Here is a 21488-nt window from a genome sequence, read left to right as displayed (position 1 = left end):
GCACGGTCTAACGCCAGCTGGGCAGCCACATCAGCGAGTGGTACCAGCCTTCGGGGACGAGGTATCCGTAGAGGATGGGGGACCAGTAGAGGAACATCGCCACCACCAGGGCGAGGTAGGCGATCACCGCGACCGTGCCCCAGCGGATCCCGCCCCCGGCCAACCGGCGCAGCCACAGCCACCCGACCGGGGTGCCGCGGCCGTGCAGCTGGCCCAGGGTCAGCGCCAGCATCGCGATGATGAAGGGGCTCAGGGCCGTGGCGTAGAAGAAGTACATCTGCCGGTCGTAGCCGATCAGCCACGGGAGAAAACCGGCGGCGAAGGCGACGACCGGTACGAGGAAGCGGCGGTCCCGGCGGATGACCAGGCACCACAACGCCCAGGCCAGCACCGGCACCGTCAACCACCAGATCGCCGGGGTTCCGAAGAGGTGGATCATGCGGCGGCAGGTGCCGGCCATACAGTCGATGTCGGTGGAGGAGTAGTAGAGGATCGGCCGACCCGCCACCAGCCAGGACCAGGGTTTGGAGTCCCAGGGGTGGGAGTGGCCGCCGGAGGTGGTCAGGGAGGCGTGGAAGCCGAGCACCGACTGGTGGTAGTGGACGAAACCCGCGGCCCAGTCGGGCAGGAACCGGGCCCAGGCATCGGCAGCCATGGAACCGTCGACCTTGGCGTGACGGTAGATGGCGGTCTCGGAGGCGAACCAGGAGCGCCAGGACCACAGGTAGACCAGCACGGGGACGATGACGATGGAGGCGAAGGCCGGGAAGGCGTCCCGGACCAGCGCGCCGAGCACCGGCCGGGGCACACCGTAGCGTCGCCGCAGGGACAGGTCCAGGAACACGGCCAGCAGACCGAAGAAGGCCATGTAGTACAGCCCGGACCACTTCACACCCAGGGCGAGGCCGAGGAAGACACCGGCGGCAAAACGCCACCAGCGAAAACCCAGGCGGGGGCCCAGCGGGGAATCCCCCATGTTTCCCGTGCGCCAGGCCTCGTGGATCCGGCCGCGCATCTGCTCATGGTCGCAGACCAGGGCCAGGGCGGCCGCCACCATGAAGAAGACCTGGAAGATGTCGAGCATGCCGAAACGCGAACTGACCAGCAGCACCCCGTCGAAGACGGCCAACAGGCCCGCGAAGGTGGCCACCTGCCAGGTGCCCGCCAGGCGCCGGACCAGCAGCATCGTGGCCACGACCGTGGCGGAGCCGAAGAGCGCCACCATGAACCGCCAACCCAGGGGCGTGTAGCCGAAGACCCACTCGCCGAGCGCGATGAGTTGCTTGGCCACCGGCGGGTGCACCACCAGGCCGTAACCCGGGTTGGACTCGATGCCGCCGATGAGCGGGTTTTCCCAGGAGCGCACCATGTCCCAGGCCTGGGGGACGTAGTGTTTCTCGTCGAATACCGGGGTGCCCGAGGAGGTCGCCGTGGTCAGTCCGGTGAAGCGGGTGGCCAGGGCCAGCACAGCGATGAGGAGCGTGCTGAGGGTGTCCGCCCGGGTCCAGGACACCGGCCGCGGCGTCACCGGCCGTACGCGGGCGGCGAAACGGGGCTGGTTGTTGACGGCGGTACTCACCCGAACGAGTCTAGGTCACGGTTGCAACGCCTAGCATGGCAGACATGGTCCCCGACAACTCCCTGCTGCCGCCCCGCGGTGTGGTGCTCGCCGCCACCCCGCTGGGCAACATCCACGACGCCTCCCCCCGCCTGCGTGCCGCGCTCGCCGGAGCGGATGTGATCGCCGCCGAGGACACCCGTCGGGTGCGCAATCTCGCGACCGCCCTCGGCGTGGAGATCCGCGGGAAGGTGGTGTCCAACTTCGACCACAACGAGCAGGGGCGCGCACGTCAGCTTCTCGACGCCGCCCGCAGCGGCATCGTCCTCGTGGTCACCGACGCCGGCATGCCGCTGGTCTCCGACCCCGGTTTCTCGCTTGTTGATGCCGCCCACACCGCGGGCGTGCCCGTCACCTGCCTGCCCGGCCCCTCCGCAGTGCCGACGGCCCTGGCACTGTCCGGCCTGCCGGTGGGTCGTTTCCTCTTCGACGGTTTCGCCCCGCGCAAGGCCGGCCCGCGGCGGGAGTGGCTGGAATCGCTGCGGACCGAGGAACGCGCGGCGTGTTTCTTCGAGTCCCCGCACCGCCTGGCCGAGACACTGGAGTTGGCTGCGGAGGTGCTCGGCCCGGAGCGCCGCGCGGCGGTGTGCCGGGAGCTGACCAAAACTTATGAGGAGGTCCGCCGGGGCACCCTGCCGGAGCTGGCGGAATGGGCTGCGGAGGGCGTGAAGGGGGAGATCACCGTCGTCATCGAGGGTGGGAGCGCGGCTGAGGTGGACGTCGACAAGCTGGTGCCCGTGGTGGAGTCCCTGGTGAGCGAGGGTATGCGGCTGAAGGATGCCTGTCGGCAGGTCGCCGCCGGGCGCGGGGTGTCCAACCGGGAACTCTACGAGGCGGTCCTGGCCGCCCGTTGAGCTCCCTCATATATTGTTATGAGGTTGTGAGTTTCCAGGTGATTCAGGTCACCTGACCTGCGCTGGGTCCGGATAACGGTCGCACAAAGACCGGGGAAGCGCCCGATTACCGGGGGTGGTGCCCGGTTTTCTCCTTGAAACCCGCCCGCAGGCTGGGAAACTTGAGGAATGACAACTACAGACCCGGACCATGGGCAGCCGGATCCCACTGCCACTGAGGAACTGGCGTCGATGATGTCGGACGCCGATGTCATCGGCGACCAGATTGAGCAGGCCACCGCAGAAAAGGCCTCCCGCCGGGAGTACGACGACCCCAAGTTCGACTGGTGGATCATCCTGCCGGCCGCGGCCGTCGTCCTCCTCACGGTCGGCTGGGGGTTGCTCGGGCCCGACAGCTTCGCGGGCTTCGCAGCCAGCGCACTGACCTTCGTGGTGGAGCAGCTCGGCTGGGCCTTCATCATCTTCGGCACCGTCTTCGTCGCGTTCATGATCATCGTGGGGGTGAGCAAATTCGGTGCCATCCGCCTCGGCGGTGACGATGAGGCACCGGAGTTCCGTACCATCTCCTGGATCGCCATGATGTTCGCCGCCGGCATGGGCATCGGCCTCATGTTCTACGGCGCGACCGAGCCGTTGACCTTCTACCGCGACGGTGTGCCCGCCCACGCCCCGCGGGAGGTGGGTACCGCGATGGCGGGCACCCTCTTCCACTGGACCCTGCACCCCTGGTCCATCTACGCCATCGTCGGCCTGGCCATCGCCTACTCCACTTTCCGCCTGCGGCGCCGGCAGCTGATCTCCTCCGCCTTCATCCCCCTCATCGGTGAGAAGCGCGCGCGGGGTGGCCTCGGTCGGTTGATCGACTGTCTGGCCATCATCGCCACCATCTTCGGCACCGCCACCTCCCTGGGTGTGGGCGCCCTGCAGATCCGCGCCGGGATCTCCGCCTCCGGGATCATCGACTCACCCGGTATGTCCACCATCGTGGGCATCGTCGCCGTACTCACGCTCGCCTTCGTGATCTCCGCGATCTCGGGCGTGGGCAAGGGTATCCAGTACCTGTCCAATGCGAACATGATCATGGCGGCGGTCCTGGCGATCTTCGTCTTCGTCGTCGGGCCGACCATCTCGATGCTCAACCTGATGCCCACGTCCATATCGGCCTATTTCGCCCAGTTCTTCGAGATGGCCGGCCGCACCGCCGTGTCCGCCGACGGCACCGCCGGCGAGTGGTTGGGCAGCTGGACCATCTTCTACTGGGCGTGGTGGATCTCCTGGTCACCCTTCGTGGGTATGTTCCTGGCACGCATCTCCCGGGGCCGCACCATCCGGGAGTTCACCATCGGCGTGCTGGTCGTGCCGTCGGTGGTCTCCACGGTGTGGTTCTCCATCTTCGGCGGCACCGCGATCACCCTCGAGCAGGAGGGCCGTTCCATCTGGGGTGACGGCAGCGCCGAGTCCCAGCTGTTCAACCTGCTGCACACCCTGCCCGGCGGCACGATCATGGGTGTGCTCGCCGTGATCCTGCTGGGCACCTTCTTCATCACCTCGGCCGATTCCGCGTCGACGGTGATGGGCACCCTCTCCCAGCACGGCCGCGGCGACGCCACCCCGTGGGTCTCCGCGACCTGGGGTCTGATGACCGCGGCCGTCGGCATGGTCATGCTCACCTCCAGCGAGGATTCCCTGGCCAACCTGCAGTCCATCACCATCGTCGCCGCCAGCCCCTTCCTGGTGATCATCATCCTGCTCATGCTCGCCCTGGTGAAGGACCTGCGTAACGATGTCCTCTACCTCGACCACCGTTCCCAGCTCGACTTCAACTCCCGCCTGGCCCGGGAACGGCGCATCCATGCCGAGCATGTGAAGAAGAAGGAACAGAAGGCGCGCCGGGAGAAGAGACTGACCAAGCGCGGCAGAGCGACACCCATGAAATAAGGTGGAGCACATGACCCAGTCTGTGCTTGTCTCCGTTGCCTGGCCGTATGCGAACGGCCCCCGCCACATCGGACACGTCGCCGGTTTCGGCGTCCCCTCCGATGTCTTCGCCCGCTACCAGCGGATGATCGGCAATGAGGTCCTCATGGTCTCCGGCACGGATGAACACGGCACACCGCTGCTGGTGCAGGCCGACAAGGAGGGCGTGACCGTCAAGGAGCTCGCCGACCGCTACAACCGGCAGATCGTGGAGGACCTCGCCGGACTCGGCCTGTCCTATGACCTGTTCACCCGCACCACCACCCGCAACCACTACGCCGTGGTCCAGGAGCTGTTCACCGGCCTGTACGAGAACGGCTACATGATCCGGGAGACCACCATGGGTGCGGTCTCCCCGTCAACCGGGCGTACCCTGCCGGACCGCTACATCGAGGGCACCTGCCCCATCTGCGGCGCCGACGGCGCCCGCGGTGACCAGTGCGACAACTGCGGCAACCAGCTTGACCCCGCCGACCTGATCAACCCGGTGTCCAAGGTCAACGGTGAGACCCCCGATTTCGTGGAGACCGAGCATTTCCTCCTCGACCTGCCCTCCTTGGCGGCGGCGCTGGGGGAGTGGCTGAAGGGCCGCGAGGACTGGCGCCCCAACGTGCTGAAGTTCTCCCTCAACCTGCTCGATGACCTGCGCCCGCGCGCCATGACCCGCGACATCGACTGGGGCGTGCCGATTCCGGTGGAGGGCTGGGCGGACAACAACGCCAAGAAGCTCTACGTCTGGTTTGATGCCGTCATCGGATACCTCTCCGCCTCCATCGAGTGGGCGTGGCGCACCGGTGAGCCGGACGCCTGGAAGCAGTGGTGGCAGGATCCGGCTGCTGCCGGCTACTACTTCATGGGCAAGGACAACATCACCTTCCACTCCCAGATCTGGCCGGCGGAGCTGCTCGGTTACGCGGGTAAGGGTGCCAAGGGCGGGGAGGTGCACAAATACGGTGAGATCAACCTGCCGACCGAGGTCGTCTCCTCCGAGTTCCTCACCATGTCGGGTTCGAAGTTCTCCTCCTCCAAGGGCGTGGTCATCTACGTCAAGGACTTCCTCGCCGAGTTCGGCCCAGACCCGCTGCGCTATTTCATCGCCGTGGCCGGCCCGGAGAACACCGACACCGACTTCACCTGGGAGGAATTTATCCGCCGGGTGAACAACGAGCTGGCCAACGGCTGGGGCAACCTGGTCAACCGCACCGTGTCCATGGCGCACAAGAACTTCGGCGAGGTGCCCACCCCGGGCGAGCTCACCGATGCTGACCTGAGGATCCTCGATCTGGCCGCCGCCACCTTCGACATCGCCGGCGAGAACCTGGCGCTGTCGAAGTTCAAGAACGGCATCACCGCCGCCATGCATGTCGTCGGGGAGGCCAACGCCTACATCGCGGAGCAGGAGCCGTGGAAGCTGGCCAAGGACGAGTCCCAGCGCGAGCGCCTGGCCACTGTGCTGTGGACCGCGCTACAGGTGGTCTCCGACTGCAATGTGCTGCTCACCCCGTACCTGCCGCACATCGCCCAGCAGGTGCACGAGACCCTCGGTCGCGAGGGCATCTGGGCCGCGAAGCCGGAGATCCATGAGGTCACCGATGACATGCCCGTCGACCTGGTCGGTGTCGGTCTGCCCGAGGCGGGGCAGAGCTACCCGGTGATCACCGGCGACTACACCACCCAGCAGGCGGTGTGGCAGCGTGTCGACGTCGTGCCGGGCACCCCGCTGGCCAAGCCGGCGCCGCTGATCCAGAAGCTGGAGCCGGAGCTCGCGGAGACCGGCCCGGAGTGGGCGCCCGTCCAGTAAAGGTGTGACGTACTACGCTGGGGGCCTGCCATCCGAGGAGCCCCCAGTGAAGTCGAGATCCACCATCCCCGCCCTGCTGCTGTTTCTGGCGGTGTTCGCCGCCGCCTTCAACCTGCGCGCGGGGATCTCTTCGCTTGGCGGGGTGCTTGATGACACCCTTGCAGCCTTCAACGCCGGCGGGTCCCTCGCCGGGGTCATCACCGCTATCCCGGGCCTCTGCTTCGCGGTCTTCGGGCTGCTGGCGGTGCCGTTGGCCCTGCGCCTGGGTCTGAGCCGCACCCTGCTGGTGGGCATGGTGCTCGCGCTGGCCGGTCTGGCGGTGCGCCCCTGGGTGGGGGACATCTGGGTGTTCATCGTGCTCACCGCCCTGGTCACCACCGGCATCGCGGTGGCCAACGTGCTGCTGCCGGCGTGGATCAAGAATCACGGTGGCCGCCACATCGTCGCCCTGATGACGGTCTACGGTTCCATCCTCGGTTTCTCTGGCGCGATCGGCCCGCTCTCCACCCTGGTCACCGGTGACTTCCGCTGGGCGCTGTTCCTGTGGGCCGTGCCCGCCGTGGTCCAGGTGCTCGTCTGGACAGTGGTGGTCCTGCGCACCGGGAAGGATGTACCTGAGCAGTCCACCCCGCAGGGTGGGGAGACCACAGACGTCTCCCTCTGGCGTTCCCCGACAGCGGTCTTCCTCATGTTCTTCTTCGGCCTGCAGTCGATGCAGGCCTACATCCAGATGGGTTGGCTGCCCAAGATCTACACCGACCACGGCGTCTCCCCGACCACCGCCAGCCTGACGCTCGTTCTGGTGGGCTGCTTCACCGTCCTCGGTGGTCTGGTCATGCCCGTGGTCATCGACCGGATGCGCAGCATCGTGTGGCTGCCGGTGGTGTTCTCGGGGGTTACGGCAGCCGGTTACCTCGGCCTGTGGCTGGCACCGGCCGCCGCTCCACTGCTGTGGGCGGGTCTGCTGGGTTTCGGTGGTTTCTGCTTCCCGACCGCCATCGCGCTGATCCCGGCCCGCAGCCGCGCCCCCATGGTCACCGCCCGGCTCTCCGGCTTCGTGCAGCCGATCGGTTATGTCATCGCCGCATTGGGCCCCTTCGTGGTGGGTGTGGCGCGGGAGGCGACGGGGGACTGGTCCCTGATCATCCCGGTGCTGGCGGCGTTGTGTGTGCTCATGGCGCTGGTGGGGTACCGGGCGGCGGGTGAGGTATTCATCGACGACGAACTCGCAGCTCAGCGCTGATGTCGGGGGTGTGGGCTACCGTGGGCCCCATGACCGCAACCAGAGCCAGGGCCGATGAACTTCTCACCGGGATCGCAGGACCGGAAGCACAATTACGCGACGACCAGTGGACCGCGATCGAGGCGCTGGTCAACCACCGGCGCCGCATGCTGGTGGTCCAGCGCACGGGCTGGGGTAAGTCGGCGGTGTATTTCATCGCGGCGAAACTGCTCCGGGATTCCGGGGCGGGGGCCTCGCTGATCATCTCGCCGCTGCTGGCGCTCATGCGCAACCAGGTGGCGGCGGCGCAGCGGGCGGGGATCCGGGCGGCCACGCTCAACAGCGCGAACATGACGGAGTGGACGGAGATTGAGGCGCAGGTCGCCGCCGGTGAGGTGGACGTGCTGCTCATCTCCCCGGAGCGCCTGAACAACCCCGGTTTCCGGGATGAGGTCCTGCCGGCACTGGCGGCCACCGTGGGCATGGTCGTGGTGGATGAGGCGCACTGCATCTCCGACTGGGGGCACGATTTCCGGCCCGATTACCGCCGCATCCGCGACCTGCTGGCCGGTCTGCGCGAGGGGGTGCCCGTCCTGGCCACCACCGCCACCGCGAATGACCGCGTGGTCACCGACGTGCAGAAGCAGCTGGGGGCGGACACCGGTGTGCTGCGCGGCGGCCTGGACCGGGAATCGCTGCATCTGGCGGTGGTGCGGCTGCCGGACACCACGGCCCGGCCCGCCTGGCTGGCCACCCACCTCGCGGAGCTGGAGGGCTCCGGCATCATCTACTGCCTCACTGTCGCCGCTGCGGAGGATCTGGCGGAGGCGCTGGATGCCGCCGGCTGGAACGTCGCCGCCTATACCGGGCGCACGGAGGCCGGGGAACGGGAGCGGCTGGAGCACGCGCTGATCAACAACGAACTCAAGGCGCTGGTGGCTACCTCGGCGTTGGGGATGGGCTTCGACAAGCCTGACCTGGGTTTCGTCGTCCACGTCGGTGCCCCGGCCTCCCCGGTGTCCTACTACCAGCAGATCGGCCGTGCCGGGCGTGGCACGGAACGCGCCGACGTCATCCTGCTCCCCGGGGTCGAGGACCGGGAGATCTGGGAGTACTTCGCCTCTGTCTCCTTCCCTGAGGAGGCCACCGTCCGCCAGCTCCTCGGTGTGCTCACAGATGAGCCGCAGTCGACGATGAAGCTGGAGGCCCAGGTGGACCTCTCGCGTTCCCGGCTGGAGCAGGTGCTCAAGGTCCTCGACGTGGACGGGGTGGTCCGCCGGGTGAAGGGCGGTTGGACAGGCACGGGGCAGGAGTGGCACTACGACGCCGCCCGCTACGCGGGGCTGGCGCAGGCCCGCACAGCCGAGCAGGAGGCCATGCTCGCCTATGAGGCCACTGATTCCTGCCGCATGCTCTTCCTGCGTGGTCAGCTCGACGATGTCACCGCCACCGCGCCCTGCGGCCGCTGCGACAATTGCACCGGCCGTCGCTGGGACACTGTCATCGATGAGGCGACCGCCCAGCGTGTGGCGGAACGCCTCACCGCCCCGGGCGTGCGTCTGAGCCAGCGGCGCCAGTGGCCCACCGGCATCAGCGTGCGCGGCCGGATCCACGGGGTGGAGCCCGGGCGGGCCTTGGGCCGGCTCAACGACATCGCCCGCGGCCCGGCCCTGAATGTCCTGTTGGCGGACCGGTCCTGGCGGCCCACCACCCCCTGGCAGCAGGACACCTGGCTGCCGCGCATCGTCGCGGTGCTCGCCGACTGGGACTGGGACACCCGCCCGACCACCGTCGTGGCCCTGGGGTCCCATGATCCCGCCGCCACGGAATTCACCGCTGCCCTGGCCGAGGCCGTCGCCGCGGTGGGTCGGATGGCCTGGGCCGGGGTGCTGCCGGTGCGCCCCGGAGCGGGGGAGGTCGCGGCCCAGAACTCCGCCTACCGGGTCACCGCGCTGCTCGACCACTGGGATTTCAGCAGCGCCGGCCCCACGGACGGGCCGGTGCTGCTGGTCACCGATGTGATCGACACAGGCTGGTCAGTCACCGTCGCCGGTTCGGCACTGGCGGAGCGGACCGGCCAGCCGGTCCTGCCTTTCGCCCTGGCCAGCCGGGGTTAGGGCAGCACCGCCAGGGCGCGGGCGGGGAAGGAGGAACCGCCGGCAGGCACCGGCCAGGACACCCACATCGTGGCGCCTGTCGCCGGAACCTGGTCCAGGTTGGTGAGGAACTCGACCTGCCAGTGGTCGTTCTCCAGCCAGTAGCGCTGCGCCGGGTACTCGTCACGCGCCACCAGCGCGCCGGGGTCGGTGTTGAGGGTGTCGTGGCCGATGGCACGCACCCCGCGCTCGTGCAGCAGCTGCACCGCATCCAGGCCCCAGCCCGGTGTGGCGGGGGAGTTGTGGGCGGTCCAGCCGGTGTGCAGCGCGACGAAACCACCCGCCGGCAGCGGCCCGTGGCGGGCCTCCCAGCGGAGGAGGTCGGCGGCGGTGAGGGAGGGGGCGTCGATAAGCGGGACGACCGCCAGCGGGAGGATGAGCTCTTCCGGGACGATCCCGGCCAGGCTGCGCGCGCCGGGTAGGGCGTGGCCGGGGGCGTCGACGTGTGTGCCCCAGGGGCCGACGAGACGGTAGTTGAGCACCTCGAAGCTGTCGGGACCGGCCTCCGCCAGCGCCGTGACCGTTATGTCGGGATCGGTGGGGAACTTCGGCTGGCCCGGGCGCATCGGGCGGGTGAGGTCCACCAGGCGGGAGAATTCCATGCCCCTACAATGCAGGCATGTCCAAGAAGAAACCCCGTCCCACGCCCGTGCCTGCCGAGCGGATCCCCGGCCTCGTCGACGCCCACACCCATCTGGCATCGGCTGGGGCGCGGACCCCGGAGGAGGTGGCGGCCCTGGTGGGCCGGGCGGTGGACGCAGGTGTGGAACAGATCTGCACGGTCGGGGACGGGCTCGCCGAGGCGGAGCTCGCGCTGCAGGCGGCACAGCACCATGAGCGGGTCTACGCGGCCTGTGCCATCCATCCGACGCGCGCGCACGAGCTTGACGGCGCCGCGCGCGCCCGGCTCACCGAGCTGGTCGCCGACCCGCGCTGCGTGGCGGTGGGGGAGACCGGTCTGGACACCTACTGGATCCGGCATGAGCCGGAGCGCACGGCCCCGCTGGAGGTGCAGGAGGAGGCGTTGCGCTGGCACATCGATCTGGCGGTGTCCTCGGGTAAGGCGCTGATGCTGCACAACCGGGAGGCGGACGAGGACCTCATGCGGGTGCTGGGGGAGGCCCCGCGGCCGGTGGAGACGATCCTGCACTGCTTCTCCTCCCCGCTGGCGGTGGCCGAGGAGGCCCTGGCGCGCGGTTATGTGCTCAGCTTCGCCGGAAACGTCACGTTCAAGCGGAATGAGGAGCTCCGGGAGGTGGCGCGGATCGCACCGCGGGGGCAGGTGCTCATCGAGACGGATGCGCCCTACATGACGCCCGAGCCTTTCCGCGGTGCGCGCAATGAGCCGGCCCTGATCGGCCACACGGCGTTGTGCGTGGCCCGGGCCCGGGGGATGGAACCGGAGGAGTTCGCCGCGGAGGTCTCGGAGACCTTCGAACGGGTCTATTGCCGCGTGGAGTGACTATTCTCACACCTGCGTGGGGTGCGCTGCGTGTTCCAGCACTTATGGAGCGGGGTGGGTGACGTGTCCGCGGGTTCCGGCGTGTCGTCGATTCCCTGAATGGCATCCAACTGTTACCGTACTGTGATCAACGAGCGGTAACGGACGGCATCTCGCTAACCGGGACCCAACGCCTTCCCCGACCGAGATCGAGAACGTAACCCCATGGGAATCAAGAACACTTCACGAATCACGCGGATCAACTCCGGTACCTCCACCGTCAAGCGGCTCGCCACTGGCGGGGTCATGGGTGCCCTGCTCGTCGGCGGTGTCTCCGTCGTCGGTGCACAGAAGGACGTCACCCTCGACATCAACGGTGAGGCCACCGAGCTGACCACCCTGTCCCGCGATGTCGCCGGCGCACTCAAGGCCGCCGGTGTCACCCTCGGCGAGCATGACCTGGTCTACCCGGCACCGAGCGAGTCCCTGGCCGAGGGGGCGGAGATCACCGTCCGCACCGCCAAGCCCGTCGCCGTGGTCATCGACGGTGAGACCACCGACATCACCTCCACCGCGCTGACCGTCGAGGACCTCGTCGGCCAGCTCGACGGTCTCACCCCGGCCGCCCGCACCGCCGAGGACGGCGACACCCGCCTCACCGACGGCATGCGCGTGGACATCACCACCCCCAAGATCGTCGCCCTCAACGACGGCGGGAAGGTCGTCTACACCGAGATCGCCGCCTCCACCGTCGGTGACCTGCTCAATGACCGCGGTATCGAACTCGGTGAGCACGACCGCGTCACCCCGGACCTGGATTCCCCGCTGACCAAGAACGCCAGGGTCGAGATCGAGCGTGTGGCCGTCGCGGAGGAGACCGTCACGGAGTCCTTCGACGCCGAGCCGGAGTACGTCGACGATCCGGAGTCCGCAGAGGGTAGCGAGAAGGTCCTCGTCGAGGGCGCCCCGGGCAGCCGTGAGGTCACCACCCGCATCACCACAGTCAACGGCGTGGAGTCTGAACGGGAGCAGATCAACGAGGTCGAGCTCGCCCCCGCCACCCCGGCGAAGATCTCCCGCGGCACCAAGGCCGCCCCCTCCGTGGCCGGCGGTTCGGTGTGGGACACCCTCGCCCAGTGCGAGTCCGGCGGTGACTGGTCCATCAACACCGGCAACGGCTACCAGGGTGGTCTGCAGTTCTCGCCCTCCACCTGGGCCGCCTACGGTGGCACCCAGTACGCGGCCACCGCCAACCTGGCCACCCGCGAGCAGCAGATCGCCATCGCCGAGAAAACCCAGGCAGGCCAGGGCTGGGGCGCGTGGCCCGCCTGCACCGCGAAGATGGGTCTGCGCTAGCCGCGGAATCTGGTTACCCTCGGGTGGCGGAAGGATATTCAGCCCAACGCATGCGAGAGGTAATCCCCATGTCCCACCTGAACAACATCCGCGTCGCGGTCATCGCCACCGACAACTTCGAGGACTCCGAGCTCAGCAGCCCGGTTGCGGCCGTCCGTGAGCACGGTGCCACCGTGACCATCCTGTCCACCGAGGCCGGCACCATCGAGGGCAAGAACGGCACGCAGGTCACCGTCGACGCCACCACCGCCGACGCCGACCCGGTCGAATTCGACGCCCTCATCCTGCCGGGCGGCACCGGTAACGCCGACAGGATCCGCATGGATGAGGCCGCCGTCGACTTCGTGAGGAAGCACGTCGAGGCCGGCAAACCCGTCGGCGTGATCTGCCACGGCGGCTGGATCCTCACCGACGCCGACGTGCTCTCCGGACGCACCCTCACCTCCTACCCCTCACTGAAGACGGATCTGCGCAACGCCGGTGCCACCTGGGTGGATGAGGAGGTCCACGTCGACAACGGGCTGGTCTCCTCCCGCACCCCGGAGGACCTGCCCGCCTTCAACGAGAAGATCCTGGAGCAGTTCGCCGCCGGTGCGCGGTAGCCGTCAACCGCTGCGGGTGGTCTAGATTGGTTGCATGACCTCCAGTGACCAGCCCGCCGACCTGCTCGGCCCCGTGGAGATCCGCGCCCTGGCGGAGAAGCTCGACGTCACCCCGACGAAGAAGCTCGGCCAGAACTTCCTGCACGACCCGAACACGGTGCGTCGGATCATCGCGGCCGCGGACCTCGACCCCGCCGACCACGTCGTGGAGGTGGGGCCCGGTCTCGGTTCCCTCACCCTCGGGCTGCTGGACACCGTGGCGAAGGTCACGGCCGTGGAAATCGACCGGCGCCTGGCCGCCGAACTGCCCGCCACCGTCGCCAGCCGCGCCCCGCAGTACGCCGACCGGCTGACGGTCGTGCAGAAGGATGCCCTGCGCGTAGCCCCGGAGGACCTGGGGCAGCCCACCGCCCTGGTGGCCAACCTGCCCTACAACGTCTCCGTGCCGGTGCTGCTGCACTTTCTGGCCACCTTCCCGAGCATCCGCCGGGTGCTGGTGATGGTGCAGGCCGAGGTCGCCGACCGCCTCGCAGCGGCATCCGGCTCGAAGATCTACGGCGTGCCCAGCGTCAAGGCCGCCTTCTACGGTGATGTCCGCCGCGCCGGCGCCATCGGCCGCCACGTGTTCTGGCCCGCCCCGAACATCGAGTCCGGCCTGGTCCGCATCGACCTGTTCGCCCCCGGAACCGAGCCCTGGCCGGTCAATGAGGAATCCCGGGCCGTGGTCTGGCCGGTTGTCGACGCCGCCTTCGCCCAACGCCGCAAGACCCTCCGCGCCGCGCTCGCCGGCCACTACGGCTCCGCCACCGCCGCCGAGGAGGCCCTGCGGGCGGCGGACATCGACCCGCAGCTGCGCGGCGAGAAGCTCACCGTCCACGATTTCGTCCGGCTGGCGGGGATCACCTCATGAGGCGCATCAGTGCCCGGGCCCACGCCAAGATCAACCTCCACCTCGGGGTGGGGGATCTGCGCGAGGACGGCTACCACGACCTGGTCACCGTCTTCCAGTCCCTCAGCCTGGCGGATACGGTGACGCTCGACATCTCCGCGGAGGAGACGGTGGCCTCCGGGAGCATCGTCGGGGCGCTCACCGTCAACGGCCTGGATGCGGCCTCGGTGCCGCGCGATGCGGGAAACCTGGCGTGGCGGGCCGTCGATAAGCTCGTCGACCACTACCGCGTCCAGTTCGGGCTGGAGGAGGCCCCGCGGGTGTACATCAACATCCACAAGGGCATCCCCACCGCCGGCGGCATGGCGGGCGGTTCCGCCGACGCCGCGGCTGCCCTCGTGGCCACCCACGCACTGCTCAGCGAGACATACCCCGCCCTGCCCATGGGCACCCTGCTGGAGCTGGCCGCCGAGCTGGGCTCCGATGTGCCCTTCACCCTGCGTGGCGGCACCATGCTCGGCACCGGCCGCGGCGAACAGCTGACACCGATGCTCTCCCGCGGCACCTACCACTGGGCGCTGATCTTCTTCCGGGAGGGACTGTCCACCCCGGCGGTGTTCCAGGAACTCGACAGGTTGCGCGCCGAGGGCATCACCAGCGGACCCTCCCTGCACACCGAGGACCTGGCCCGCACATTGATGACCGGTGATCCGGAGAAACTCGCCGGCACCCTGACCAATGATCTGCAGCTCCCCGCCATCATGCTGCGCCGCGACGTCGCCCGCACACTGGATGTGGGCAGGCAGGCCGGCGCCCTGGCGGCCATGGTCTCCGGCTCGGGCCCCACGGTCGCCTTCCTCTGCGATTCGCAGCTGCAGGCCCGCGACCTCGTCGACGACCTGCTCGCCGACGGCAGCGCCTATTCCGGCGCCACCGCCCACGGCCCCGGCAAGGGCGCCCACGTCATCGACTGAGTACGCCGTGGCATGCACCCCCGACATGAGTTTTCCCGCCGGAGGGCCGCAGCAGCATAGAATATGCAGTTGATATGGCGAATCTGATTAATCTCGAGAATGTCTCCAAGACCTGGGGGCTCAAGACCCTCCTCGACGGCGTGAGCCTCGGCGTGCAGACCGGCGACCGCATCGGCGTCGTCGGACTCAACGGCGGCGGCAAGACCACCCTTCTGGAGGTCCTCACCGGCATCGAGGAGCCCGACTCCGGCCGGGTGTCCCACACCTCCAACCTGCGCATGGCGGTGGTCACCCAGCGCGCGGACCTCGACGATGAGGACACCGTCGCCGACGTCGTTCTCGCCCCGCTGGGCCTGCAGACCTTCGAGTGGGCCTCCAACGCGCTCGTGCGTGAGGTCCTCGGTGGTCTCGGCGTGGCCGAGCTGGGCCTGGACACGAAGGTCGGCGGTCTCTCCGGTGGCGAACGGCGCCGCGTCAACCTCGCTGCGGCCCTGGTCCGTGACCTTGACCTGGTGGTCCTCGACGAACCGACCAACCATCTCGACGTCGAGGGCGTGCAGTGGTTGGCGGAGCACCTGATCTCCCGGCGCATGGCCATCGTCGTAGTCACCCACGACCGCTGGTTCCTGGACACCATCGCCACCATGACGTGGGAGGTGCACGACGGCCGCGTCGACATCTACGAAGGCGGCTACAACGACTGGGTCTTCGCCCGGGCGGAGCGCGCCCGGCAGGCTGACGCCATCGAGCAGCGGCGCCAGAACCTCGCGCGCAAGGAACTCGCCTGGCTGCGGCGTGGCGCACCTGCGCGCACCTCGAAGCCCCGTTACCGCGTCGAGGCCGCCGAAACGCTCATCGCCGACGTGCCGGCACCGCGTGACTCCGTCGAGCTCATGGCCTTCTCCCGGCAGCGGCAGGGCAAGGTCGTCATCGAGCTTGAGGACGCCCGCGTCGAGACCCTGGACGGGCGGATGCTCGTCGACCACCTCACCTGGCGCCTGGCCCCCGGCGAGCGCATCGGCCTCGTCGGTGTCAACGGCTCCGGCAAGACCACGCTCCTGCGTACCCTCGCCGGCGAGCACCCGCTGGCCTCCGGCAAACGCATCGAGGGGCAGACGGTCCGCCTCGGTTGGTTGCGCCAGGAACTCGATGACCTCGACCCCAGGCGCACGCTTCTTGACGCAGTCGAGGACGTCGCCACCTACGTGCAGCTGGGCAAGAAGGAGATGTCCGCCTCCCAGCTCGCCGAGCGCCTGGGTTTCTCCCCGAAACGCCAGCGCACCCCAGTGGGGGACCTCTCCGGTGGTGAACGCCGCCGCCTGCAGCTGACGCGCGTGCTCATGGCGGAGCCGAACGTACTGCTCCTCGACGAGCCCACCAACGACCTCGACATCGACACCCTCCAGGAACTGGAGTCCCTCCTTGATTCCTGGCCGGGCACCCTCGTGGTCATCTCCCACGACCGTTACCTCATCGAACGCGTCACGGACACCACCTGGGCACTGTTCGGCGACGGGAATCTCACCAACCTGCCGCGCGGTATCGAGCAGTACCTCGAGATCCGCGGCCAGATGGCGGAGGCGGAGGGCTCTGCCCCGCTCGACCTGGGGGAGAAGGACCGCCCGGCTGTCGAGAAGCAGTCCGGACTGAGCTCCCAGGAGGAGCGTGAGCTGAAGAAGCAGCTCAACGCCCTGGAACGCAAGATGTCGCGTATCGACGACCGCATAGCCACCTTCGAGCAGGAGATGGCCGTGCTCTCCGCCTCGGATGACCCCGACTACGGCAAGATCTCCGACGCCAACGCCGCCCTCAACGAGGCCCGCACCGAATACGAGGAACTCGAGATGGAGTGGCTCGAGGTTGGGGAGCAGCTGGAGGGTTAGTCCTCCGCCAGCAGCGTGCCCAGCCAGATGCCGAGCGCCAGGTCATCAATCTGACCGAGCCACGTCTGGCGTACCCGGCCCTGCCGGTCCACGAGCATGGTGGTGGGGGTGCCCTCCAACCGCCAACGACGCATCGTCGCCGGCAGGACCCCAGCGCCGGGCCTGTCGACGGCCACCGGGAAGCTCACCCCGAACTCGGAGAGGAAGACTTCGAGCGCTTCGGGGGTCATGACCTCATGGTGCTCGAAGACGCTGTGGATGCCGATCACCGCGACCTGATCGCCCTTGACCATGCGGTGCACGCGCTGGGCCTGGGGGATGCCGTGGTTGACGCAGCCCGGGCACAGCATCTGGAAGAACTCGATGAGCACGACCTTCCCCCGCAGGTCCTCCGGGCTCAGCGGCCCGGAGTTGAACCAGTGGCTGACATCGAAATCCAGGGGCTCGTACGTGGCCATGGTCACAGCCTAGCCGGAGATGCCGCCGCTGAGATCGGGATCGGGGAGCGGGTGCACCATCCAGCCGGACCAGTCACATTTCCGGAAACCGAAGGGGACGGGGAAGGGCAGGTCCCGCAGCACCACGCGCAGGACGATCTCCTCGTCCCACGCGGCGTCGGCGATCATCTGCTCCACCTTCTCGGTGGTCATACCGGGGTCGATGTGGAAGGCCTTGTAGTCGATTCCCTTCGGGCCGACCACGTTGTAGGGCTTCAGGAACAGGCGCAGGAAGGTGGCCACCGGAATCTCCTTGAGGAAGGGACTGTCTTTCCTGTCCATCGAACACCACGGCAGAGCGTTTCTCACGCCGGACACCTATCATGGTCCGCATGATCCTGATCAATGTCCGATTCCGTCCGCTTCCCGAGTATGTCGAGAATTTCCGCGAGCTGGTCGAGGAGTTCACTGCCGCCACCCGCGCGGAGCCCGGCTGCATCTTCTTCGACTGGTCCCGCAACACCGATGACCCGGCCGAGTACATCCTCATCGAGGCCTTCCACGATGACGGCGCCGAGGCGCACGTGCAGTCGGAGCACTTCAGGAAGGCCGGGGAGATGTTCCCGGAGATCCTGAGTGAGACCCCGCAGATCATCAACACCCTCATCGAGGGCAAGACCGACTGGGACCGCATGGCCGAATTCCAGGTCGGCTGACGGTACTCTCGGAACCATGGGCAACAAGGACACCGACATCACTGACCGCCGCAAGCCACCAGGGAAGCTGAACAAGAAGGCCTACGAGAAGGAACTCAAACGTCTGCAGGCCGAACTGGTGGACATGCAGCAGTGGGTGGTCGAGACCGGTGCCCGTGTCGTCATCATCATGGAGGGCCGTGACGCCGCCGGCAAGGGCTCCGCGATCAAGCGGATCACCCAGTACCTCAATCCGCGCAGCGCGCGCATCGAGGCCCTGCCCGCCCCGAACTCCCGGGAGCAGGGGCAGTGGTACTTCCAGCGCTATGTGGAGAAGCTGCCCACCGCCGGTGAGATCGTCATCTTCGACCGTTCCTGGTACAACCGGGCGGGTGTGGAACGGGTGATGGGCTTCTGCACCTCGCAGGAGTACCGCCGTTTCCTGCACCAGGCCCCCATCTTCGAGCGTCTCCTGGTGGAGGACGGGATCCTGCTGCGCAAGTACTGGTTCTCGGTCTCCGACGAGGAGCAGGTGGCGCGTTTCCAGTCGCGCCTGGAGGACCCGCTGCGCCGCTGGAAGCTCTCACCGATGGATCTGCAGTCGATCACCCGCTGGGAGGACTACTCGCGGGCGAAGGACGAGATGTTCATCCACACCGACATCCCCTCCGCCCCCTGGTACACGGTGGAGAGCGAGGACAAGAAGCGCTCACGCATCAATGTCATCAGCCATCTGCTGTCGACGATCCCCTACGAGAGGATCGACCGGCCGCTGCCGGAGATCCCGCAGCGCCCGACCTCGGACAACGGCTATGCGCGCCCGCCGCGTGCCGAGTTCCACTATGTCCCCGACGTGGCCTCCCGGCTCGTGGAGAAGAAGGCGAAGAAGAAGCGGTAGCACCGGCTCACATGCCCAGCATCCCCCGAAGCACGGTTACCACACCGGCCTCCGTGTTGGGTGGGGCGATGTGGTGTGCGATGGCCCGGATCTCCGGGTGGGCGTTCTCCATCGCGTAGGCCGTGCCGGCGGCCTGCAGCAGCTCCAGATCGTTGAGGTAGTCGCCGAAGGCGAGGATCTCGTGCTTCTCCACGCCCAGTTCCTCCGCCAGCGCAGTCAGCGCCCGGCCCTTGCCGGCCTCAGCTGACATGATGTCGACCCAGTGCGCACCGGAGACCACGACGTTGGCGTCGGGGGCGGCCCGGCGCAGCGGCGGGTAGGCGTATTCCTCGGCGTCGTGGCTGGTGAAGATCGCCAGCTTGATCACGTCGGCGTCGGCGACATCCAGCAGATCCGGCACCTGCTCCCGGGACACGTAGTACTTCTGCAGCTCGGTCCGGGTCGTCTCGCTGACGGTGGGCAGGTGGTAGGCCACGTCGGGGGTGCACACCACCAGGTCGAGTTCCTCCTCGCCGCAGGCGGCGATGACGGAGCGGACGATGGTGGGGTTCAGCAGGGTGGTGGACACGATGCCGCCCTCATGGAATACGCAGGTGCCGTTCTCGGCGATGAAGGTTCCCGGGTCGTGTTCGCCGGGGAACATCGAACGCAGTGTGGCCAGCTGGCGGCCGGAGGCCGGTGCGACGGCGATGCCGCGGGAGCGGGCCTCGGTGAGGACCTCCCAGAAGGTGTCGGGGATGCGGCCCTCGGGGTCGAGCAGCGTGCCGTCCATGTCGAGGGCGATGAGGCGGAACTCCATAAAATATGACCTTCCCGTCGGTAGGCTGTGCACATGACCACACAGACTGAAACGCCCGTGCTCGTCTCCGTCCGCCACCATACCGGCGTTCTGGAACTCAACCGTCCCAGGGCGCTCAACAGCCTCAACCCGGAGATGGTGGAGATCATCACCCGCGCCCTGGAGGAGTGGCGGGACGATGAATCCGTCGCCCAGGTGCTCATCACCTCGACCTCCCCGAAGGCCTTCTGCGCCGGTGGCGATGTCCGCCACGTCCGTGAGGAGATCCTCGCCGGGCAGGAGGAACGGGCCGACCGGTTCTTCTCGGACGAGTACGCGATGAACCACCTCATCGCCGGCTACCCCAAGCCCTATATCGCGGTACTTGACGGCATCACCATGGGTGGCGGGCTGGGCGTGTCCGCCCACGGCTCCCACCGCGTGGTCACGGGGCAGGCGTGGGCCTCCATGCCGGAGATGGCCATCGGTTACATCACCGACGTCGGCATCTCCTGGGCCTCCCAGCGCTGGCCGGGCTCCTCGCCCGCCCTCGGCGCCTTCATCGGCCTGACCGGTTACCGGCTCACCGCCGCCGACATGCTCTACTGCGGCCTGGCCACCCACATGGTCGCCGACGCGGCGGCCTTCACCGGGGATGTCGTTGACCTCGGGGTCGAGGAGGCGCTGACCACCCACGCGACCGTGGTGGCGGAGGAGTCCCGCCTCGCCGAGTGGCGGGAGAGCATCGAGGAGGTCTTCTCCAATGTGACCTGGGCGGATATCGACGCCGCCCTGGCCACCCACGCCGACCAGGACTTCGTCACCGCCGTCCGCGTGCTCATGGCGGGCGGTTCCCCGTCGGCGATTCTCGCCACCGCCGAGCTCTACGCCGCCAACCGGGACGCCCCTGACCTGCGCCACGGCCTGGACAACGAGGAACGCCTCGGTGAGCTCGTCCGCCGCCAGCCCGATTTTCTGGAGGGCGTGCGCGCCGTGCTCGTGGACAAGACCCGTGATCCGCAGTTCAGCCCCGTCCCGGACCCGAACGTCTACCGCGCCGTGCTGCAGTGAAGGTGTGGGGCTGGTACCTCGGCATTCTCGCGGTGCTGCTGGGCTGCTGGGGATACCTGGTACTCAACTTCCACCTCGTGCCGGATCCCATGCCGACCCACTTCGGGCTGGACGGGCAACCGGACGGCTGGGCACGTAAGTCACTGGGCACCGCGTTGGGCCTGGTCGGGATGGGGCCCATGATCCTGCTGGTGGTGGGTGCGGGGGTGAGCGGACTCAATAACGCCATCGCCCGGGACGCAGGGGAACGGCAGCAGCTGTCTGCCCGGTTGATGAGCCCCGTGATCGCCGCCTGGCTCTTTGTCCTGGCCGCCTTCATCGCGACCGGGGTGACTGCCGGTCTGCTCGGCCACCACGGGCCAGTGGTCAGCTGGGGTCTGCTGGGCGGCATCCTCCTGGCCACCGCTGTGATGGCCTGGCGGATGCGCCTGGTCAGCCGTACCATCGATGCCGCGCATCCGCCGGAGGAGAAGGAAAAGCGCACCCGTTGGGGTTTCTACTTCAATGCCGATGACCCGGAAACGATGGTCTCCCTGGAGAACGGCTCCTACACCACCCTCAACTTCGCCCGCCCCGGAGCGTGGGGGATCCTGGCGATGCTGCTCGGGCCGATGATCGTGCTCGTCACGGTGGCGGCGCTGGCATGAGGTCGAGAAGGTCTGCACTGGCGCGGATCAGGGCCTCCGACTGCACAGTGATCGACTGGAGTCGTTTCCGGAGCACATCGGTTGCCTGACTAACATCACCGAACTGGCGGATGGGGACGAGGATCTCCCCGATCGCGCCGCCAGGCCACTGAGTGAGTATTCGTTCACGGTGGCAACCCTCCGTAAGCA

General features: G+C 68.1%; 20 protein-coding genes. 15 read left to right on the top strand and 5 right to left on the bottom strand.

Going from position 1 to position 21488, the window contains the following annotated elements:
- Positions 1 to 7: 7 nt before the first annotated feature.
- A complete protein-coding gene (gene pmt / locus EAH68_RS02655; RefSeq protein ID WP_126119761.1) occupies positions 8 to 1579 on the bottom strand; it encodes a protein O-mannosyltransferase in 1572 nt (523 codons plus the stop codon).
- A gap of 44 nt (positions 1580 to 1623) precedes the next feature.
- Between pmt and rsmI the strand changes: the two genes are divergently transcribed.
- From rsmI to EAH68_RS02630, 5 genes are all read left to right on the top strand, one after another.
- Positions 1624 to 2472, top strand: a complete 849-nt coding sequence (gene rsmI, locus EAH68_RS02650) for a 16S rRNA (cytidine(1402)-2'-O)-methyltransferase (protein WP_126119760.1) — start codon at positions 1624 to 1626, stop codon at positions 2470 to 2472.
- A gap of 168 nt (positions 2473 to 2640) precedes the next feature.
- Entirely contained in the window at positions 2641 to 4410 is a 1770-nt protein-coding gene (locus tag EAH68_RS02645; RefSeq protein WP_126119759.1) for a BCCT family transporter, read from the top strand.
- A 10-nt stretch (positions 4411 to 4420) separates the two neighbouring features.
- Positions 4421 to 6250 carry a methionine--tRNA ligase gene (gene metG / locus EAH68_RS02640; protein ID WP_126119758.1) on the top strand — a complete coding sequence of 610 codons (1830 nt, stop codon included), beginning with the start codon at positions 4421 to 4423 and terminating at the stop codon, positions 6248 to 6250.
- A gap of 46 nt (positions 6251 to 6296) precedes the next feature.
- The gene (locus EAH68_RS02635; protein ID WP_241228248.1) at positions 6297 to 7493 is read left to right on the top strand and encodes an MFS transporter; all 1197 of its coding nucleotides are present in this window, start codon (positions 6297 to 6299) and stop codon (positions 7491 to 7493) included.
- A gap of 29 nt (positions 7494 to 7522) precedes the next feature.
- Positions 7523 to 9589 carry a RecQ family ATP-dependent DNA helicase gene (locus tag EAH68_RS02630; RefSeq protein WP_126119757.1) on the top strand — a complete coding sequence of 689 codons (2067 nt, stop codon included), beginning with the start codon at positions 7523 to 7525 and terminating at the stop codon, positions 9587 to 9589.
- Here EAH68_RS02630 and EAH68_RS02625 read toward each other — a convergent pair.
- A complete protein-coding gene (locus EAH68_RS02625; RefSeq protein ID WP_126119756.1) occupies positions 9586 to 10230 on the bottom strand; it encodes a cyclase family protein in 645 nt (214 codons plus the stop codon). The two genes, EAH68_RS02630 and EAH68_RS02625, sit on opposite strands and share 4 nt — an antisense overlap.
- Positions 10231 to 10247: 17 nt before the next feature.
- Between EAH68_RS02625 and EAH68_RS02620 the strand changes: the two genes are divergently transcribed.
- The 6 genes from EAH68_RS02620 (at position 10248) to EAH68_RS02595 (ending at position 16773) form a co-directional block, all read left to right on the top strand.
- Entirely contained in the window at positions 10248 to 11090 is an 843-nt protein-coding gene (locus EAH68_RS02620; RefSeq protein ID WP_126119755.1) for a TatD family hydrolase, read from the top strand.
- 204 nt (positions 11091 to 11294) lie between these two features.
- Positions 11295 to 12425 carry a resuscitation-promoting factor gene (locus tag EAH68_RS02615; protein ID WP_126119754.1) on the top strand — a complete coding sequence of 377 codons (1131 nt, stop codon included), beginning with the start codon at positions 11295 to 11297 and terminating at the stop codon, positions 12423 to 12425.
- 68 nt (positions 12426 to 12493) lie between these two features.
- Positions 12494 to 13027 (top strand): type 1 glutamine amidotransferase domain-containing protein, encoded by a 534-nt coding sequence (locus tag EAH68_RS02610; RefSeq protein WP_126119753.1) that lies wholly within the window; start codon positions 12494 to 12496, stop codon positions 13025 to 13027.
- A 34-nt stretch (positions 13028 to 13061) separates the two neighbouring features.
- The gene (rsmA, locus tag EAH68_RS02605) at positions 13062 to 13937 is read left to right on the top strand and encodes a 16S rRNA (adenine(1518)-N(6)/adenine(1519)-N(6))-dimethyltransferase RsmA (RefSeq protein WP_126119752.1); all 876 of its coding nucleotides are present in this window, start codon (positions 13062 to 13064) and stop codon (positions 13935 to 13937) included.
- On the top strand, positions 13934 to 14890 hold the full coding sequence (locus EAH68_RS02600) for a 4-(cytidine 5'-diphospho)-2-C-methyl-D-erythritol kinase (RefSeq protein ID WP_126119751.1): 957 nt from the start codon (positions 13934 to 13936) through the stop codon (positions 14888 to 14890). Before rsmA ends, EAH68_RS02600 begins: the two co-directional genes overlap by 4 nt.
- Positions 14891 to 14964: 74 nt before the next feature.
- Complete coding sequence (locus EAH68_RS02595; protein WP_126119750.1) at positions 14965 to 16773, top strand: ABC-F family ATP-binding cassette domain-containing protein; 1809 nt, start codon at positions 14965 to 14967, stop codon at positions 16771 to 16773.
- On the opposite strand, the gene EAH68_RS02590 is transcribed toward EAH68_RS02595, so the two are convergent.
- Together EAH68_RS02590 and EAH68_RS02585 are read right to left on the bottom strand one after the other, a co-directional pair.
- Positions 16770 to 17231: a TlpA disulfide reductase family protein gene (locus tag EAH68_RS02590; RefSeq protein WP_126119749.1), complete on the bottom strand. Its 462-nt coding sequence runs from the start codon at positions 17229 to 17231 to the stop codon at positions 16770 to 16772. The two genes, EAH68_RS02595 and EAH68_RS02590, sit on opposite strands and share 4 nt — an antisense overlap.
- A gap of 9 nt (positions 17232 to 17240) precedes the next feature.
- Complete coding sequence (locus EAH68_RS02585) at positions 17241 to 17579, bottom strand: hypothetical protein (RefSeq protein WP_126119748.1); 339 nt, start codon at positions 17577 to 17579, stop codon at positions 17241 to 17243.
- 23 nt (positions 17580 to 17602) lie between these two features.
- Here EAH68_RS02585 and EAH68_RS02580 point away from each other — a divergent pair, with 23 nt between their 5' ends.
- Positions 17603 to 17926 carry a putative quinol monooxygenase gene (locus EAH68_RS02580; protein ID WP_126119747.1) on the top strand — a complete coding sequence of 108 codons (324 nt, stop codon included), beginning with the start codon at positions 17603 to 17605 and terminating at the stop codon, positions 17924 to 17926.
- A 16-nt stretch (positions 17927 to 17942) separates the two neighbouring features.
- Positions 17943 to 18803: a polyphosphate kinase 2 gene (gene ppk2, locus EAH68_RS02575; protein WP_126119746.1), complete on the top strand. Its 861-nt coding sequence runs from the start codon at positions 17943 to 17945 to the stop codon at positions 18801 to 18803.
- Between the two features lie 7 nt (positions 18804 to 18810).
- Here the strand turns inward: ppk2 and EAH68_RS02570 are convergent, their stop codons facing one another.
- Positions 18811 to 19602 (bottom strand): HAD family hydrolase, encoded by a 792-nt coding sequence (locus EAH68_RS02570; protein WP_126119745.1) that lies wholly within the window; start codon positions 19600 to 19602, stop codon positions 18811 to 18813.
- A 33-nt stretch (positions 19603 to 19635) separates the two neighbouring features.
- Between EAH68_RS02570 and EAH68_RS02565 the strand changes: the two genes are divergently transcribed.
- Together EAH68_RS02565 and EAH68_RS02560 are read left to right on the top strand one after the other, a co-directional pair.
- Positions 19636 to 20652 (top strand): 3-hydroxyisobutyryl-CoA hydrolase, encoded by a 1017-nt coding sequence (locus EAH68_RS02565; protein ID WP_126119744.1) that lies wholly within the window; start codon positions 19636 to 19638, stop codon positions 20650 to 20652.
- A complete protein-coding gene (locus EAH68_RS02560; RefSeq protein WP_126119743.1) occupies positions 20649 to 21299 on the top strand; it encodes a DUF1648 domain-containing protein in 651 nt (216 codons plus the stop codon). The genes EAH68_RS02565 and EAH68_RS02560 overlap by 4 nt, the downstream gene beginning before the upstream one ends.
- Positions 21300 to 21488 lie beyond the last annotated feature (189 nt).

It is taken from the genome of Corynebacterium hylobatis (genome assembly GCF_003955685.1).
GTDB classification, from domain to species: domain Bacteria; phylum Actinomycetota; class Actinomycetes; order Mycobacteriales; family Mycobacteriaceae; genus Corynebacterium; species Corynebacterium hylobatis.
This window is presented reverse-complemented; position numbering and strand designations above follow the sequence as displayed.

What these genes read in the sequence shown, in the direction of transcription:
- rsmI (WP_126119760.1), top strand. Translation starts at nt 1,624, where the DNA reads ATGGTCCCCGACAACTCCCTGCTGCCGCCCCGCGGTGTGGTGCTCGCC.
- EAH68_RS02645 (WP_126119759.1), top strand. Translation starts at nt 2,641, where the DNA reads ATGACAACTACAGACCCGGACCATGGGCAGCCGGATCCCACTGCCACT.
- metG (WP_126119758.1), top strand. Translation starts at nt 4,421, where the DNA reads ATGACCCAGTCTGTGCTTGTCTCCGTTGCCTGGCCGTATGCGAACGGC.
- EAH68_RS02630 (WP_126119757.1), top strand. Translation starts at nt 7,523, where the DNA reads ATGACCGCAACCAGAGCCAGGGCCGATGAACTTCTCACCGGGATCGCA.
- EAH68_RS02625 (WP_126119756.1), bottom strand. Translation starts at nt 10,230, where the DNA reads ATGGAATTCTCCCGCCTGGTGGACCTCACCCGCCCGATGCGCCCGGGC.
- EAH68_RS02620 (WP_126119755.1), top strand. Translation starts at nt 10,248, where the DNA reads ATGTCCAAGAAGAAACCCCGTCCCACGCCCGTGCCTGCCGAGCGGATC.
- EAH68_RS02615 (WP_126119754.1), top strand. Translation starts at nt 11,295, where the DNA reads ATGGGAATCAAGAACACTTCACGAATCACGCGGATCAACTCCGGTACC.
- EAH68_RS02610 (WP_126119753.1), top strand. Translation starts at nt 12,494, where the DNA reads ATGTCCCACCTGAACAACATCCGCGTCGCGGTCATCGCCACCGACAAC.
- rsmA (WP_126119752.1), top strand. Translation starts at nt 13,062, where the DNA reads ATGACCTCCAGTGACCAGCCCGCCGACCTGCTCGGCCCCGTGGAGATC.
- EAH68_RS02600 (WP_126119751.1), top strand. Translation starts at nt 13,934, where the DNA reads ATGAGGCGCATCAGTGCCCGGGCCCACGCCAAGATCAACCTCCACCTC.
- EAH68_RS02595 (WP_126119750.1), top strand. Translation starts at nt 14,965, where the DNA reads ATGGCGAATCTGATTAATCTCGAGAATGTCTCCAAGACCTGGGGGCTC.
- EAH68_RS02590 (WP_126119749.1), bottom strand. Translation starts at nt 17,231, where the DNA reads ATGGCCACGTACGAGCCCCTGGATTTCGATGTCAGCCACTGGTTCAAC.
- EAH68_RS02580 (WP_126119747.1), top strand. Translation starts at nt 17,603, where the DNA reads ATGATCCTGATCAATGTCCGATTCCGTCCGCTTCCCGAGTATGTCGAG.
- ppk2 (WP_126119746.1), top strand. Translation starts at nt 17,943, where the DNA reads ATGGGCAACAAGGACACCGACATCACTGACCGCCGCAAGCCACCAGGG.
- EAH68_RS02570 (WP_126119745.1), bottom strand. Translation starts at nt 19,602, where the DNA reads ATGGAGTTCCGCCTCATCGCCCTCGACATGGACGGCACGCTGCTCGAC.
- EAH68_RS02565 (WP_126119744.1), top strand. Translation starts at nt 19,636, where the DNA reads ATGACCACACAGACTGAAACGCCCGTGCTCGTCTCCGTCCGCCACCAT.